Origin of the sequence: Vibrio sinensis (genome assembly GCF_003605645.1) — a bacterium.
Classification (GTDB): Bacteria; Pseudomonadota; Gammaproteobacteria; order Enterobacterales; family Vibrionaceae; genus Vibrio; species Vibrio sinensis.
This window is the reverse complement of sequence record NZ_QVMU01000001.1, coordinates 594,925-611,919: the sequence shown is the minus strand read 5'-3', so window position 1 is coordinate 611,919 and position 16,995 is coordinate 594,925. Positions and strand designations below refer to the sequence as shown.

Genomic DNA, 16,995 nt, shown 5'->3' with positions numbered 1-16,995 from the left:
AGTTATCATTGGTTATACTGTTTGAGTGACTCATGAAAAACCACCTACTATATTGGTTTTTTTTGCCGCTCACTATTTAAATGATGTGTGTCATATCTAATGGTAAGTAATTAAGCGCAAATGTGTGATGGGATGTCATGTATTTCTTCTCGTTGAACAATATATGTGGATTATATATTAGATTCTAAAGTTAAAAATAGGTTTTCTTTGTCTGATTTTTATATGCTTTATCAACCAAAAATAAAAAACGATATCATAGTTTCTCTTGAAGCATTACTGAGACCTCAAACAGTGACTGTTCCAATTAGTGAATATCTCTCACAGGTTGAAAATGTAACATGTTTAGATTCACTGGTCATAAATGAGTGTATTAAAGATATTGACTTGGTTGGTTTGAACATTCCTGTATCGATAAACATACATCCAAGTAGCATGTTTGATAATGAATTCATATCAAACACAATTAAAAAGTGCCAAGGTAAGAAAATTGTCCTCGAATTGGTTGAATATCAACATGTTGATATTGATGATACATTTTTATCGAATGTAAATAGATTAAAACAACATGGTTTGAAAATATCGGTAGATGATTTTGGAAAAGATTTTGCGAGAGCTGATTTGGCATTGAGTATTGGCGCCAATGAAGTGAAATTTGATCGTTCTTTAGTTAAGGATATAGAGAATAATTATATTAAATTTAAACATTTATCTTTCTTGTGTTCAAAAATTAAATCATTATGTACAAATAACATTGTGTTTGAAGGCGTAGAAAATAAGCGCCAAAAAGAATTGATTGAACTTATGGTAAAAGACCCCATCTTACAAGGGTTTTATTTTTTTCATCCAATGAAATTGGCCGATGTTACCAAGCTTGATCAATATTCAATTGAGAGTGATAGTGATGAAGTAGATGATTCACTACCATTAGGCTTAGATTTAGATTATCAGTTATATAAGTTCCTTGTTGGTAATGATATAAGCACTATTAATGATTCAAGTGTGAATAACTTCATTAGGGGAGCCGATAAGTTAGGTTTGGTCTATAATAATGATGTTAATATTACGTTATGCAATTTGCGAAAAATATATTTCGATGATTCATCGGTTGTTGGAAATGGCGTAATGTCATTATTCAATTCTACGGAAAAATTGGTTGTTTTGAGAAATGAATATGGTGTTGTAGTTTATGATAATACGGCACATCAAAAAGTCGTAGGACGGACTTTAGTAGGTATTGATCCAAAAGAATTAATCGAAATTAATGATACGTATTTTAATTGCATAAAACAGGATCAGTATCTTTTACAAGATGATCAACGATTGTTCCATAAAAGCAAAGAAATATTTGACGATGTTGAATTCACAACTATTCGTGAGAAAATTATTTATAATGGAAATCCATTTGTAATGACCACAATTAGTGAAGTGAATGCATCTTCACTTGATGTAAGTAGGGATGAATTAACTAAATGTTATAACCGTTCTTATTTGAATACAAAGTTTGGTTGTTGTGAAAACAAAGTTATCGCGTTTTTGGATATGAATGGGTTTAAAGCTATTAATGATCAATATGGACACAAATTTGGTGATAATTGTTTAGTCGATTTTATTAATTTACTAAATTCATCTTTAAGATCAAGTGATGTAGTGATTAGGTATGGTGGGGATGAATTTGTAATAATTTTTGATAGTACAAGCGTTATTGATGTAAACAACCGGCTTAACTCTATTAATGCATTGACTAAACGTTATTTTTTAGAGAAAAACTGTTTGTTGTCTTTTTCTTATGGTCTATCGACAGTAGTGGAACATAATATAGAATCTGCGATAGAGAGGGCAGACGAAGAGATGTACATTCAAAAACGAAAAAGAAACTCTAATTTAATTGATTTTATTTAGTGTGGTTTTTAGTATTAAGCGATATTTATATATCGCTTTTGTCCTGCTGTTAATCAATTTTAGAATGAAGTTAAGGTTAAGATGTGATTAATAACTCAAAGAAGCTTGATTTATTAATAATAACAATGTTCGCGTTGTTATTAACATTAGTGATTATTAGGTCAAAATATGAAGATGTAAATAATGAACTAATACAAAATTTTAGATATTTATCTGATTCTATTTATAGATATCAAATAAATACTATGAACTCTATATCAATAGAATCAGATAAATATCACGATATGATAGTTCTAAACACTCCAGGTGAACCTGGCGGTGTAAAAGAAGTTAAAGATGTTGAGAAAGAGCTCCATTATTTAAAGTCTACCTTAGAAAACAATCTAGTTGTGAGTGATAGCTTGTGGACTGTAGCAAATGTCTTCCCTAAATATATGTTCGTAACACCATTTAGGGCGGAGTATGTAGAGCATGTGAATGACAATATAAATAATGACGGGTTAGGTTACTTTAATTATCTTTTGAATTCTGATGGTGTTGAAAGTGAACTGAATTTTGATACAACTATATATGAAACAATATCAGTATTTGGGCCATATCAAGAAATAACAAAGGAAAACATATTTACAATTACGTTTCCTCTTTACATTGATAGGCAGGTAAAGTCTATAATTATTATTGATGTTAAATCTGATTTTATAAGTGTATTTTTGGATAGATACAATTTTAAGAATTTTAGCTTCTTCAAATTGAGTGAAAATAAAAGTGAAATTGGTAGATTTGTTTTTAATACATTAGCTATGCAGAATATAAACTCTGGTTACAAATCGATTATCGATATTTCAAGTTTATATATTATTCTAGTGTTTACATTTTTCTTTATATTGTTTTTATGTGTTAGCTATATAATAAGCAATGTAAATAGTTACGTAAGAAATAACTCAATTGATCAGCTTACAGGAATGTATAAACGGGACAAATACAAGTTATCGGAAAATAGTCGTCGTGTAAATTGTATGGCAATTGTAGATATAGATTTTTTTAAAAAGATCAATGACTCTTTTGGTCATGCTAAAGGAGATGATGTTATTACTGAGGTTTGTGCCAGAATTACCAAAGTAATTGGCCCATCAGATGTTGCAATCCGTTGGGGAGGTGAGGAATTCGTTATTATTTATAATAATGTGTTAGATGTAATTGAATTCACTAGTAATCTTGAAGAATTACTATTTTCTGTCAACAGAGAGTATATTGTAGAATTGCCGGTAACAGTATCTATAGGTGGTGTGTTCTCAAAAGAAAAGTTGGCATTTACCGAGGCGTTCATACATGCTGATAAAGCATTATACGATTCAAAAAACTCCGGGAGAAACAGAAAGACGATAATTAAGTATGGTTTTGATAATTACAAAGATTAGTTGTAAATAATGCATATATAAAGAGTTTTCTAAGTTTAGGTTTTAATTGTATGCAATTTTAATAGTTGTGATGGTTACGTTTGTTGTTACAGATAATTTAACGCTTGTTCTATTAAGATTGAAAATGCACGAGGTCAAACAAGGCCTCTTGCATTAATTTTTCCTTACATTTAAATACGGTGATTACAAGAGATGGTATAAGTATTTGTATTTTTATACCTATATTCGTATTAAGTTTCCGAGGTAGTACTATTCCGCTGTAACCACAATATCACCGTAATAAGATTGGGAAGTTAGACCACTGTTGTCGGTGTCTGTCATGATGGCAACAATGTCTATGTATCGGTAGGCTTCTTGGTTCGCTTTGTCACTGCCTTTATCACCAAAGTAGTGAATCATATCTTGGTAGACATTACGTTTCTCTTCCATCCATAGATTGGTTTTTGCCGTTTTACCTTGAACAGCGACCATTTTGACACTTGACCCAGCGTAGGCATTATTCCATACCGTACCCTCGGTTTGCGAGCTAGACCATACGTAATTAAGCGCTTTGGTATTGAGCCCCATAAAGCCAGATTTGCGTAACAGATAAATGCGTGCCACATAATCATCGCCATTTTTGGTTTGTTCTTTTAAAGGTGGTAGCGCGTTAGTGACTTTCCAGCGCCAATTTAGAAAAGGAGTGCGCAGCAAATCGATCTGTTGTTCTAGCATCAAACCTGAAGCAGAAGCTTCGCTGGTGGCCTGAATGACATTTTGGCCATCAATGGAGATGACTTTGTAAGTGGTTTGACCGGAGAACTCATGCTGCTGCCATCTTTTAATTCCATCGTTATTAAGGTCGGTGAGATTATTGAGATCATTGGAGTTGTTAGTAGCGGCATAGCCACTAAAGCTCAGTGTTATCGCGAGTATAGTGAAAGCTCTATTCATAGGTTCAGGCATCCTTAGCCACTATTTTGATAAACCGCTATTTTTGCAAAGTGATTTGGTTTTAACCCAACCATTGCATGACGGTTATCATCATACGATTTTGTTAGCCATGGCGATATTGATAATAATATAATGATGATAACGGAAAATTATTATTTAAATAAAATACGATAATTTTTATTGATGTTCATGATTCCATATACTCTCCTCATCGAAACGAACCACCCTCACAAAACGCATTTAATGAAGCATAAATTAGCTAAGAAAATGCGCATTGAATGAAAGAACGACAAAACAGTTTATTAGAGATTGGAGCAAGTTATGAAAATGAATCACGTAGGCATCATGGTTGGCGATATGGACAAAGCGGTTGAGTTTTATACTAAAGCGTTGGGTCTTAAAATTGTAATGAATAACACGAAAGTTATTGAAGAGCGCGAAACCGCTATTGGCCGTATGTGTATCGCTGTTTTTGGTGAAGGCTTCAAAGGCTTTAACATCGCACACCTAGTGACTTCTGACGGTATTGGTATTGAGATGTTTGAAATGAAAGAACGTCAAGAACGTCATGAAGTGGACTTTTCACGCTTAGGTATTTTCCATTTCTGTCTGCAAACGGATGACTTTGAAGGTGCAATTGCGCGCACAGAACAATATGGTGGTAAAGTCCGTATGGATATTATGCGTTACCACCCAGAAGATGATAGCAAGCCAGCTCAAATGGTTTACCTAGAAGACCCGTTTGGTAACCTATTTGAACTGTATTCACATACTTATGAAGAAACTTACGCGTCAGATTACGAGTAATCATCTCACATAAAAAGGATTGGCATTGGCCAATCCTTTTTTGTGTCGTTTTCTACACTTCAAAATGGGGCGGTACTAAAGTCTTTCTTAAGCCTATTCGACTGTGTCCGGTCGGGAAATTATCGAAGCGAGTAAATTCCTCAAATCCCATCTGTTTGTAAAACCCTTCTGCTTGCCAACTTTGTGTCCATAACCATAAACCAGAAAGATGGTTATCGCGGGCATATTGTTCGACTTTGGCAATCAATTTTCGGCCCATACCGCTTCCTCGGCAACGGTCATCGACCCAAAGTTCGTCGATGTATATCCATTCCCACAATAAATCGGCAGTTAATGCGGCGATGAGTTTTCCGTTTTCATCTTGAACTGTCCAATTCATTTTTTCTTTGTGATAAGGCGGTGCTGATTGGGTCTCGCTATGAGATTCAAATCCCTCAGATAACTCTTGCTGTTTTTGGGTATCAAGGGCGCCGTGAGCAAAATTAATGGTTAGCATCTTCAGTCCTTAATTCTTAAGTTTCTATGTTCAAATCGTTATAGATATATGGCAAAGAATAGGGCAGCGACTGCAGCAAAAACAACCAACCCCCAAGGAAACTTCTGCCAAAAACGTTTGGATTGGTATTCCTTTGCTAATTGTTCTGCAGCAGATTTCAATTGCGTTGCTTGATTTTCGAGTTGCATTGTCAAAGCTTGCTGTTCGTGTTTATCGCATGGCTGCGACTCGACAACAAGACATAGGTCGGCACTTGCCGAGTGCATCGTGTATTTATAGTTACCGCGTGACCACGTATTTCGATCTACCTTAAGTCCTAATACCGCATTACAGCCAATGCGCTTCGCACCATCAATCAGGGCATCACGACATTGTTGAGGATCGCGATAAAAAGGGCTATCAACCGGAACTCTAAAATGTACATCGCCATATCGTGGTGTTCTTTCACGTCTAACGATGTGACCGCTACAAGGATGAAGTGCGGTGATCTGCTCGACCTTTACCAACTTTTTAGCCTGCATTCCCTTTGGACTTGGAACATCGTCAAAATTAAACGTCATACCGCGCTTGACCTGATTGGCTGACATATTCTTCGGCAGATCGGAAACGTGAAAAAAATAGGAGTCATTATCGTCCGTTATGAAGCCGTAACCTTTTTGTGCGCTAAAAGATTTTACTTGTCCTACTGGCATTGTGGCCTTCTAAATTGAATCTGAGGTGGGGAGTTAATTTGGCGAGATTATAGATAAACTGATTTTAAACAGCAGGTTATATTGCTATCAATCTCGCTGTCATCACAAAATAGTTGGATGTTATGAGTTGTGTGGCGAATTAGCAATCGTTAAAACTAATTTTGTCATTAGTAAAACTGTGAACTTGATGCATAATATCGACGTTAAGAGGAAAAATAATGAAAAATCGCGGTTTTACACTCATTGAGCTCGTTGTTGTCATCGTTATTATCGGAATTTTGGCAGTTATCGCTGTACCTAAATTTCTTAATTTAACAACCGACTCACATATTGCTGTCGTCAAAAATACGGGTGCTTCGTTTAAAGCGGGGGTAGATCTTGCTCACTCGAAAGTTATCGCTGCACATGGTGGTGGGCCAGCAACAAATGTCCCTGTATATGGTGACGGCTTAGAACACCAACTGGATTTCAATCAGTGGGGCTATCCGGCGCAGCAGTGGCATTTAGAAGAAGATTCACCAAAGCTAGACAATAAAGAAGATTGTATGTCGTTATGGAATGCAATGCTTGTTGAACCACCCACTGTTTCAGAATCGAGTGATGTTAACGAATCTGACTATCGTGTTGAGTACATTTATGATGATCAATGTCGCTTCTATTACAACGCATTGCCTGAGCTATCTATTTACTACAATTCAGTCAATGGTGATGTTACCGTAGACAGCGATCCGAATAGTTAATCAATCGTCATAACGGTTATCTTTTTTACACATAGTAAAGATAGATAACCCGATGAGGTGAGCGGTATCAGCGACTATTTCGTAAGCGAACTTTTTCCTTAGCAAGAAGGGTTCGCTTACGATCAAGCCCCCAACGATAACCACCTAAACTCCCATCACTTCGTAGCACTCGATGACAGGGGATCAGTACACTAATTGGATTCTTGCCACACGCAGTGCCGACTGCTCGAACCGCTTTTGGATTATCGATATAAGCAGCAATTTCACCATAGCTCATGACATCGCCCTCTTTGATACTGAGCAAAAAGTTCCAGACTTTAATTTGAAATGCAGTTCCTCTGATATCTAGGGGAATATTGGGCCGAGGCGCGCCTTGGCTAATATGGTTATCTAAAGCAATCATCCAGTTATCCAATTCAGGTGCTTCTTGAGCAGCAGAACGCATCAGGTTAGCATTGGGAAATTCATTGGATAAAAGTGAAACTAGAGTGTCAGGATCCTCTCCGAATTGTACGCAGCAAACCCCTTTGTTTGTCGCAGCCATGATTATGTGGCCCAACGCGCTCTCACGGCAGGCATAATAGATAGTCTCACCATAACCACCGTCTCGGTAGGCTTTTGGCGTCATGCCTATATTTCTCGTAGCTTCTCCGTATACTCGGCTGATTGAGCCAAATCCCGATGAATAAATTGCATCCGTTACCGCGTTTCCCTCTTTAAGTGAATCCTTGAAAGTTTGCATTCGTATCGCATCTTGATAGTGCTTAGGAGAGATGCCAAAAACATCTTTGAATATCCGCTGTAAGCGAGAGGGGGAAAGTTGTGCAATGTGCCCTAACGTAGTTAGTGTTATTTTGTCTTCCACGTTATTTACAATATAGCGAGCGACATCGATAAGCTGACTAATCCGCTTATCATCGCCCAATGGGCAGCAACGTTTACAGGGGCGAAATCCTAATTGCATTGCCGATTCAACATTAGAGAAAAATCGCAGATTTTCTGGGTTAGCCGCTTTAGTTGAACAAGAGGGATTGCAAAACACACCCGTTGTAATGACGCCATAATAGAACCGTCCGTCATAGTGCCCATCACGGTGTTTAACAGCTTTAACCATTTCATGTTTAGATAAAGTTGACATGAATTCCCTCGCTTTCAATTAGGTAATTGCAGTATCTCAGCACATTTGGTCGGGCGATAATATCTGATTCTTGCTAGGTAATTTTTAATCGTCTTGATTATAGGGCTGTCATAATGATTTTGAATATGACGCAAAATTCGGATGTTTTAAAGCGCCAATGATCGTTAAGCTAATTGCATCACTTAATCATATGGATTGACTTTGTTATGCCAAAGCCTATACCAAGAGCAACACTAGAACCAATAACAACACCAGAAACCACAGAGATCAGTGGCGCTATGGATTCGAAAATATGGGTAATGCTTGGTTTGCTTTCGATGCTTTGGGGTGGTTCTTTCTTTTTCGTTGGTGTTGCGGTTAATGAGTTGCCACCACTCACCATAGTGACATTAAGAGTCGCTCTGGCGGCATTAACTTTGTGGGGGATTGCATTTGCGATAGGTTTACGTCCGCCTCAAAGTATCAATGTGTGGGGGGCATTTTTTGGTATGGGGCTATTAAATAATGTCGTCCCTTTCATTCTTATTGTCTGGGGGCAAACACAGATTGCCTCAGGACTGGCTTCCATTCTTAATGCGGCGACACCCATATTTGCCGTGGTTGTTGCTGGGCTTTTACTTCCCGATGAAAGGCCAACGCCATTAAAGTTGTTTGGCGTTATTCTTGGCTTTATTGGTGTCGTGGTCATGATTGGCGTTCCGGCGTTAGATGGAGAAAGCAAATTGCTGGCACAACTTGCAATTATTATGGCCACCATTTCTTACGCGTTTGCTGGAGTCTATGGACGTCGATTCAGAACACTTGGTATTAATCCAGTTATAACTGCCGCAGGGCAAGTGACAGCATCTACGGTGATATTAATCCCGATTACGTTTTATGCAGAGGGCGTGATCGATGTGAGTAGCATCAGTTCGATCACTTGGGCGGCGATTGCTGCACTGGCAATCGTTTCAACGGCGGTTGCTTATGTACTCTATTTCAAAATATTGGAGCGGGCAGGAGCAACCAACGTATTGCTAGTCACTCTTTTAGTTCCTGTTTCAGCTGTTTTGCTTGGCTTACTGTTTTTAAATGAATCTTTGCAGTTGATACATTTGATTGGAATGGGGTTAATCGCACTCGGGCTATTGGCCATTGATGGTCGCCTTTGGCTGCGATTAAAATCTGCGTTGGTTTGAGTTGGGCTTATTAAGCCCAGTAACTTTGCATCATTCAGAGTGTTTACTGAGTAACACTAATTAAATCAATAGTATAATTAGAGGGTCACTAGAGTATAAATTCTGATTTGGGTTTTATTTATTATATATGCTATAGATGTTAGTTAGAATAAATTGATGGTTTTATAAATATATTATTGTGTGACATCATTCCAAGGAAAGTTAATATATTTACTATTGTATGGTTTGTTGCATTTTGTCTGTGATGATATCCACGCAAATTCGTAATGGTTTTGATAATTAAATTCTGAATTCTAAACTATTTATGAACGCCACCATGGATAGGTTAATACAATGGAAATAATTAGATAAATAGTCTTAACAGGTTGTGCTGTCGCTTTAATCGGTTGTGGAACAAAGGAACCGATTGGGAACACACCAGTTACAAAAGAGTCAAATACGAATGAGCGCCCCGTTGGGTTTGGCATCATAGCTAAAAACAGTAATGCTACTGTTCAATTTACACCCTCTGCTGGTTCTTATTACGGTAAACTCAAAGTAACAACAGAACTCACTTCTGAGGCGATTGAAGGGCCAGAGGCCCAAACGCTAAAAGATAGCCTAATGTCATTATTTGACAGTGAAACCAACGGTTTTGTTGTAACTCTAGATGCTCAAGTTGGAGATATTAAGTTTCCATCAGGGATTCTATTTGCGTATCAATATGATGGAGCGAACAAGAAGTGGTCTTCTAAGCTTGATAGTAAATATGTCTCTCCGTTCTTCAATATATCCAGCCACCAAGAAGTCGACTATGTGCTGAGCATTAAATCTAGCAAAGGGAAAAATGTCACCCTCTTTACCAGCATAACCGAGATCAATGCTGTGTTATCAAAGCTATCACCCGGTGCTTGGGTTGTGAATGAGTTAGCAGAACCCGTCGTTTTCATGGCGGCGAACAAAGCCGATCAATTAATCAGTAAATCACTATCACATAGCTCTGATTCAGAGATTAAAGGAAAGCTGTTTCCTTTAAGTCGCACCGAAACTGGTGCAGGGAGCTACGAGCTAAACAATACGACCGGCAACAAAATAGCCAACATTAATGTAGAGGTTGAATATTACACCTCATTAGTGGCGGGCGCTTCGTTCACTCACGCTGATATTGCGAAACAGAACAGTCGAATACTTCCTGTTATCACTGACTATCCAAGTCCACTTAACGGGATCATAACCAAAAGATACAAACAGCCGAGTAATAAATTGTTTGATGAACTGAATAAAACCCATCCAGGTCTTATTACTAGCGTTAAAACGTCGACAAACAGTCGTAATATGAATAATGCCTGTGGGCAATTAAAGTCAGCGCTAAAATCAAAAATCTATGACATTAACAAAACTGACGTATTACTCGTTATGTATGAGGTGCTTTCAAATTCTAGATACGTAGACAATGGTAATAATTTATCGAGAATAAATCAGTGTGTTAATAGATTCGATCTTGCCAATCTAGAGACGATGAATTTAACTTTGGCATCACCGGTTTATATTACACTTGCCTTACTAAATGAGTTTTCAGGGTATCTTAGAACACCGAATTCCAATCAGGGAACAGTCGATAATCTTGCAACTGTATTTAAAAATCGTGTGACGTTTGTATCTAACGTTGACTATTTCAACGGTGTTGATGATCGATTGATTGATAAACAAGAACTATTCGATCAGATTGGGAAAATTGGTGCTAATCGAGCAGGGCGTTATCATTTTGAAGATGGTAAGAATATCATTTATTACAATCATCATGGCGCACTAGATAAGTTCTATAAAATCATCTTAAATAACTCCGGTTCACCAGATAATCGTGTACATATGGTGAAAATCGATTATGCAACGGAGAGTGAGCTATCAGAAAGTGACAAGCAAAGTTTGAGAAGAGTAAGCGAGTTTGCTTCGGAATCTGTGGTTAAGCCCTTTCCTCCGCTAGACAAGTAACTCAATCAGGTAATTAAAAGCGAGTCAGCATTAGTTGGCTCGCTTTTTTAGTTTAATGGCATAAATAGGTTAGGGTATTGGTTATTCAGCCTTGTTGGTTTGGTACTTATCTTTCGTTTTTTTTGGCTTATTGATAAGTGAGTATAAGCATCCGCAGGCATCTAGCTAGAAATAGCGCAATCCCTGATTTTATCGACATGATCCCTCCTTAGACTTAACGTCTTGCTAAGTAGTAGCTAACGAACTCAGCACATAAGCAAAGCCACGTAATTACTGAACACAACCAAGCCAATAGTGCCAAGCGTTAGCTGTCTGCTTGAGCGATTTGTAAGCACTTGTCAGCCAACGAAGTTTGTAAAAAGTCGTCGCTGACTTCGAGCTTATAAACGGTATTTGATTTAACCAGACACTCACGCATTTGCTTGCGTGAAATCTCGAAGAGTTCATCTGTGAATTGATGGTCTTTTTCCCATTGCTCACGACTTGGCCATTGAGCATAACCTACCATTATATTTGGCTTGTCTGAGCGATGAAGGCGAGAGCCAAAGCTGCCACAATGCTGGTAAATTGACGTTGTCACTTTAAGCCATGCTTAACGAAACTTTAATTCCGCGCCATCACGAATTTCAAACTCATAGACTGCGATAAACATCCTGTTTCTCCTCTGAGTGCTGGCTGGCAACTTGCCCGATTAATCCGTATACATTTTTACCAATTTACCATATTGTTTCATTAAATCAGACAATCAACCTTTGTGGATTGCGACCTGAATGAAAGAAATAGGGCATCCATTACTAAAAATGCCAAACAACATATCAGCTTTAAGCTCATCAAATAATTCCCATCGCATTTTCACACCAAGCCGTACAACCCCCTCCTAATCTCCCTCTTGTTGAGTGTTTAGGCCCATTTTCTATGGTGCAGGGGGAGGGACTAGATACCGAGCGCTGAATGTACGCCTAAAACCGATCGACCAGCATTATTGAAACTCACGACTAAAAGCAAAGCGACATGACTTTGCCCTTGCTGTCAGCATGAAATAATGTGCGTGGGAATTATCCGACCGAGATAGCCAAAAGGTTTCAATAATAAGGATAATGACCATCACGAAGGTGGCGCAGCGCTTAATTTTTATTTGTTAGCTTGCTTTTCATACAAATCGCACATTTAGCGCGATACTCTATAATAATACCGTACTTGCAGACTTGGAGCTTAACCATGTACACATTAACAGCAAATGATGCCAAACGTAATTTTGGTGAACTGCTTCTAAACGCTCAACGCGAACCAATTGAAATTAGTAAAAACAACAAAGATGCCGTTGTTGTGATGTCGATTAGAGACTATGAAGAACTGGAAGCGATGAAAGCCGATTATATAAAACATTGCTTTGAGGCTGCAAAAGCAGACTTAGCCAAAGGCAATGTATTTGACGGTGAAACCTTCTTAAGCACGTTGTAAGTAGAGTATGCACAAGAGCAAATATAAACCAAGTAAATTAGCACAGGCTCATTTACACAAAATCAAAAATTATACAGTTACAAACTTTTCCCTGATGCAGTGGAGCTCATATAAAGACACTCTTCTTACTGGTTTTGAGATGCTCGCTGAAAACCAGTAAGTAGGCAGAAGTTGCAACGACATATATCAAAATGGTTTTTACTTTCCAATCGGCAAGCACACGGCTTACTTTATCAAGAAAGACGGCTTTATCTTGGTCGTTGCAGTTCTTGGTCAATCGCAATTACCGCAAAACCATCTTCGATAATAACCATACCCTAGCATGTTCTGTTAGGATGCAATTCTGATTGGTGAACTAACAGCATATTAGCCGTCAATCTACCCGTTTTAATCCAAAATCTGGATGCACGAGTAGTCTGCATACATTTGTATCAATTTACCTCTGTGTTCACCAAGTGATTCTGTTCTATTTTCACACTGAGCCGAACGTCTCTTTCCTTACGTCTCATTCATTGAGTTTTTAGGCCCATTTTCTATGGTGTAGGAGAGGAACGAAATACCCAACGTTGAAAGTACGTAGACAATCTTATGCGATTAATTCTCTCGATATAAACGAGCATCAATGTAAAGCACATCTTGCTCACTTAACGTGCCCGTTAGGTATTTAACCGCGACAGAAGTAATAATGTTGGAATATTGATCGCTGATTAATGCGTTTTGCACCTGATAGTATTGCGTTAGCGCGCTAATCACATCAGCCGTATTCCGCTGCCCTTGTTGGGCACTCTGTTTGGTTGCATCTAACGTTTCTTGTGCCATGCTGGCTGTTTTTTGAAAGAGACCAATCGTATCGGCAGTTGAGTTTAACGTGTAGTAAGCATCTGATGCTGCTTTTGATATTTCTCGGTTTATTAAAGCAGCTTGCTGACTCGCAATAACATATTGATGCTCGGCAATTTTCACGCCGCTAGAAGTGGCACCACCCGTGTAAACCGGAAGATTGATTGACACCCCTCCGTTTATACCGTGTCCAGTAGCCTCACTATCAGGGGAATCACTAAAGGTTTGAGCTTCATTATAACCATAACTTAGCGATCCACTGAGGGTTGGTAAGTGGCCTGATTGAGCACTTCGAATGGACTCTTTCGCGATCTCAACGGACATAAGAGCCGTAGCCAATGAAATGTTACCTTGCTGAACCTGAGTCAAATAAGTGGGTAGTGCTTGGTCTAATGTTATTGGATTGAAGTTAGAAAGATCAAAAGAATCCACTGAACGATGCGGTTGACCAGTGAATATACTCAGCGTAGATAAGTTACGTTGCCAATCTAACTCTAGCAACTTGCGTAGAGTCGTCAGTTGGTAGGATCTTGTTGTCAGTTCTAAATATGAGGTCGAATTTGGTGTCGTTACTTTAATCACCTTTTCGAGTTCAGCATACTCCCGTTGGTTTAAATCCAATAGTGACCGCAGGCGTAAAATATCCAAATAAGCTCGAGTAACATTCAGTACTAAGTCTTGCTCTGCGAGAGCGTATGTAAATATCGCTTGAGTAGCTCGTTTTTCGCTGATATCCAATGCTGCCCAGCTCGCATAGTTAAAAATAGAGATATTTAAGTTAGCACCAGCGCTCATGCCTTGCCCTCGGATTTTAAGCCATTGCCCGTCAAATGGATTGCTTGTCGGTAAGTCACTAGTTTGTTCGTTTTTTCCTCGGTTATAGGATTGGTTATAACCAGCAAATAGTCCTATGTTCGGCAATAGTTGCGCTCTAGCTACCTTGATTGTCTCTTGCGCGATGTTTGCTTCAATCTTTGAGATTGACAATTTAACGTCGTGATCTTTTGCGAGTAAGTAGATTTCTTTTAGCGATTCTGCCTGAATAGGTGCTGATAAAATAAGACCCGAAATCACACATTGGCTTAACAGCTTCATCATTCATCCTTGAACATTTAAATGGCAATAATATTAATTGCCAATGATAGGCTTGGGTGGTTAAACATTAATCAATTTATGTGTGCATTTTTATCAGGAACTGAGAAAGAGATAGGGCGGGTCGTTACTCAAACAACATATTTAAAAACACATGACGGTTCTCTGGGGAATCATCACGATGAACCGTGTACTCGACGTGTGCATCCACACTTGCTGTTGGCGACAGTTTAATGCTCCATAACGCGTTAATCTGGTTTGGTACAGTTGAAAATCGTACGTCGATGATACTCAGTTGATTACTTGGGTCTTGTGCTAAAAAGCCATTTGAAAACAATCTAAATCGCTCAATATCGCGGGCTTGTTGCGAGTTTTGGTCGAGCCACGGGAAATCTTGGTTAACGTCTAATTTGGCGATGGATTCGCCGGGGTATTTTTTTACTGATATCCCGACTTTTACTGCATCAACGTAGAACCGTTCTTTGGTTTCATAAATCACTTTCCATAGCAAAATATTCGCAAAACTCGGTTTGGCTTCTAACTGAATGGGCTCATGTTGTCGTTCTTTTGCTAGTTGCCATCCCACAGTTTCAGCTCTCTCTTTTTGTATCATGCCCAAAGTTGTATAGGTCAGTGCCCAAACAAAGGCAAAACGCGCAAACCAAGGGTTGCGTTTCCAGGTTCCAAGCACGACCAATATCAATATAGGAAGAGTGAATAGTGGGTCGATGATGGATACTGTTTTCCATGCGTAACGCTCGTTGGTTAGGGGCCAGAACAGTTGAGTACCATAAGATGTACAGGCATCGAGCAGTGCGTGGGTGCTGTAACCCAAGGCACAATAAAACCAACTTTGTTTAAATGTGAACCCGTGTTTTTTTGCGAACAGTTGATATAGAACCAGAGCGCAAATGAAGCTACCAATGGGGATAAATAAGAGCGAATGGGTGAATTGGCGATGGTATTCCAAAAACAGCAGTGGATCGCTCTGTGATTGAATGAGTACATCGAGATCAGGCGTCATAGCGGCGAGCAGGCCTAACACTCCGGCGATAACCAGGTTTTGTTTTTTACTCATAGATTGAGATAAAGAAGCGCCCAATACACCCTGCGTTAATGGATCCATAATTAACTCATTGATAGTTTTCGATTAAATAGTCCATGATCTTAGCGTAGACCCATTTCGGTCAGTTGGCATAGATTGGTGACGTCGGCTTGGGGATACTTAAGTAAATGCTCTTGCTTCTAACTGAGTGAACAGTGAGCGTGAAACTAACTTGAAGTGGACTGAGTTATGTCGTTAGTTTTTAACAGAGGAATAAATTATTGGATAAAATCGGCGAATTGAAAGCGTTCTAATTCGTGAGAAAGTAGTAGTCAGTTAAGCGAATGACACTATAATTTGAATATTCTCGCTTTTATCCCATCAGGCTTTTTAAATGTCTAAATCTGACGCTGTTGCTACTTCTACAGCTAGTGAAATCATTGATAATTTTGTCGCACCAGAGTGTCTGGGCAGGGTAGAAATCCTTTATCAAGATGATGATATTTTATTGATTAATAAGCCGAGTGGCTTGTTAAGTTTATCGGGTAAAAACCGACTCAATTGGGATTCAGTGCACTATCGTTTAGTTAACGGTCAAGTTGCCACTGAGACTCAGCAAGCAACCCCTGCTTTTGCCGATGCGAAATTGCCACATCGGTTGGACTTAGGGACTTCTGGCGTCATGGTGGTGGGGCTTAACAGTGCTGCATCTAAGAGTCTGAATAAACAGTTTCAGGAACGGTCAGTTCAAAAACGCTATCTTGCTATGTTATCGGGTTGGGTCGAAGCGAATAATGGTCAAATATCGGCCCCTATTGCGAAAGATAAGGTTTTGTTTCCACGAGTGAAAATTTGTCACAGTACTGGGAAAAGTGCCATTAGTGACTTCCAAGTCATGAATCGCTTGAATAATCCGCCTAGAACTTTAATCCAATACACTCCGATAACAGGTCGTACCCATCAATTACGTATCCATAGTCTTGAATTTGGTCATCCCATTTTAGGTTGTGATCTTTATAACAATAAAGAACCAAGTGATAACCTTGAAGTTAATGACATTTCGCAACGTTTAATGCTCCATGCTAGCGATATTTATTTTACTCACCCCGCCACAGGTGAGCCTTTCCATGGTCATAGTCCCAGTACATTTTGAATCGAAGCTAAACTTTAACGGGGCTTTAACTAGGCTTTAGATATATCAGCCGAGGCAGCAACGCGGAGCTCGCTAACTCGGTTGAATTCTTCATTTGTTGCAGGCTCATCTAATACGGCTAAACTCGCTAAA

General features: G+C 38.8%; 15 protein-coding genes and 1 pseudogene. 9 read left to right on the top strand and 7 right to left on the bottom strand.

Features of this window, described 5'->3' with window-relative positions:
• Positions 1-165: 165 nt before the first annotated feature.
• Together DZ860_RS02525 and DZ860_RS02520 are read left to right on the top strand one after the other, a co-directional pair.
• The gene (locus tag DZ860_RS02525) at positions 166-1,899 is read left to right on the top strand and encodes a GGDEF domain-containing protein (protein WP_133305431.1); all 1,734 of its coding nucleotides are present in this window, start codon (positions 166-168) and stop codon (positions 1,897-1,899) included.
• Positions 1,900-1,982: 83 nt separating this feature from the next.
• A complete protein-coding gene (locus DZ860_RS02520; RefSeq protein WP_120029325.1) occupies positions 1,983-3,317 on the top strand; it encodes a GGDEF domain-containing protein in 1,335 nt (444 codons plus the stop codon).
• Positions 3,318-3,566: 249 nt separating this feature from the next.
• Here the strand turns inward: DZ860_RS02520 and DZ860_RS02515 are convergent, their stop codons facing one another.
• Complete coding sequence (locus DZ860_RS02515) at positions 3,567-4,250, bottom strand: DUF3047 domain-containing protein (protein WP_120029324.1); 684 nt, start codon at positions 4,248-4,250, stop codon at positions 3,567-3,569.
• A 321-nt stretch (positions 4,251-4,571) separates the two neighbouring features.
• On the opposite strand from DZ860_RS02515, the gene DZ860_RS02510 reads away from it, so the two are divergent.
• Positions 4,572-5,057: a VOC family protein gene (locus DZ860_RS02510; RefSeq protein WP_120029323.1), complete on the top strand. Its 486-nt coding sequence runs from the start codon at positions 4,572-4,574 to the stop codon at positions 5,055-5,057.
• 52 nt (positions 5,058-5,109) lie between these two features.
• On the opposite strand, the gene DZ860_RS02505 is transcribed toward DZ860_RS02510, so the two are convergent.
• Both DZ860_RS02505 and DZ860_RS02500 read right to left on the bottom strand, forming a co-directional pair.
• Positions 5,110-5,553, bottom strand: coding sequence for a GNAT family N-acetyltransferase (locus DZ860_RS02505; protein ID WP_120029322.1), 444 nt, complete (start codon positions 5,551-5,553; stop codon positions 5,110-5,112).
• A 38-nt stretch (positions 5,554-5,591) separates the two neighbouring features.
• Complete coding sequence (locus DZ860_RS02500) at positions 5,592-6,245, bottom strand: cold-shock protein (protein ID WP_120029321.1); 654 nt, start codon at positions 6,243-6,245, stop codon at positions 5,592-5,594.
• Between the two features lie 218 nt (positions 6,246-6,463).
• Between DZ860_RS02500 and DZ860_RS02495 the strand changes: the two genes are divergently transcribed.
• Positions 6,464-6,985, top strand: a complete 522-nt coding sequence (locus DZ860_RS02495; protein WP_120029320.1) for a prepilin-type N-terminal cleavage/methylation domain-containing protein — start codon at positions 6,464-6,466, stop codon at positions 6,983-6,985.
• Between the two features lie 67 nt (positions 6,986-7,052).
• On the opposite strand, the gene DZ860_RS02490 is transcribed toward DZ860_RS02495, so the two are convergent.
• Positions 7,053-8,123, bottom strand: coding sequence for a bifunctional transcriptional activator/DNA repair enzyme AdaA (locus tag DZ860_RS02490; RefSeq protein WP_120029319.1), 1,071 nt, complete (start codon positions 8,121-8,123; stop codon positions 7,053-7,055).
• Between the two features lie 299 nt (positions 8,124-8,422).
• Here DZ860_RS02490 and DZ860_RS02485 point away from each other — a divergent pair, with 299 nt between their 5' ends.
• Positions 8,423-9,301, top strand: a complete 879-nt coding sequence (locus DZ860_RS02485) for a DMT family transporter (protein WP_439333094.1) — start codon at positions 8,423-8,425, stop codon at positions 9,299-9,301.
• Between the two features lie 603 nt (positions 9,302-9,904).
• On the top strand, positions 9,905-11,272 hold the full coding sequence (locus DZ860_RS02480) for a hypothetical protein (RefSeq protein ID WP_120029318.1): 1,368 nt from the start codon (positions 9,905-9,907) through the stop codon (positions 11,270-11,272).
• Positions 11,273-11,576: 304 nt separating this feature from the next.
• Here DZ860_RS02480 and DZ860_RS02475 read toward each other — a convergent pair whose 3' ends face one another.
• A complete protein-coding gene (locus DZ860_RS02475; RefSeq protein ID WP_207890579.1) occupies positions 11,577-11,852 on the bottom strand; it encodes a hypothetical protein in 276 nt (91 codons plus the stop codon).
• 638 nt (positions 11,853-12,490) lie between these two features.
• Here DZ860_RS02475 and DZ860_RS02470 point away from each other — a divergent pair.
• Entirely contained in the window at positions 12,491-12,733 is a 243-nt protein-coding gene (locus DZ860_RS02470; RefSeq protein ID WP_120029317.1) for a type II toxin-antitoxin system Phd/YefM family antitoxin, read from the top strand.
• 7 nt (positions 12,734-12,740) lie between these two features.
• Positions 12,741-13,040, top strand: a pseudogene (locus DZ860_RS02465) (type II toxin-antitoxin system RelE/ParE family toxin).
• 287 nt (positions 13,041-13,327) lie between these two features.
• Here the strand turns inward: DZ860_RS02465 and DZ860_RS02460 are convergent.
• On the bottom strand, positions 13,328-14,671 hold the full coding sequence (locus DZ860_RS02460) for a TolC family protein (RefSeq protein WP_120029316.1): 1,344 nt from the start codon (positions 14,669-14,671) through the stop codon (positions 13,328-13,330).
• A gap of 121 nt (positions 14,672-14,792) precedes the next feature.
• A complete protein-coding gene (locus tag DZ860_RS02455; RefSeq protein ID WP_120029315.1) occupies positions 14,793-15,791 on the bottom strand; it encodes a metal-dependent hydrolase in 999 nt (332 codons plus the stop codon).
• A gap of 313 nt (positions 15,792-16,104) precedes the next feature.
• Here DZ860_RS02455 and DZ860_RS02450 point away from each other — a divergent pair, with 313 nt between their 5' ends.
• Positions 16,105-16,863 carry an RluA family pseudouridine synthase gene (locus DZ860_RS02450; protein WP_120029314.1) on the top strand — a complete coding sequence of 253 codons (759 nt, stop codon included), beginning with the start codon at positions 16,105-16,107 and terminating at the stop codon, positions 16,861-16,863.
• Positions 16,864-16,995: the final 132 nt, after the last annotated feature.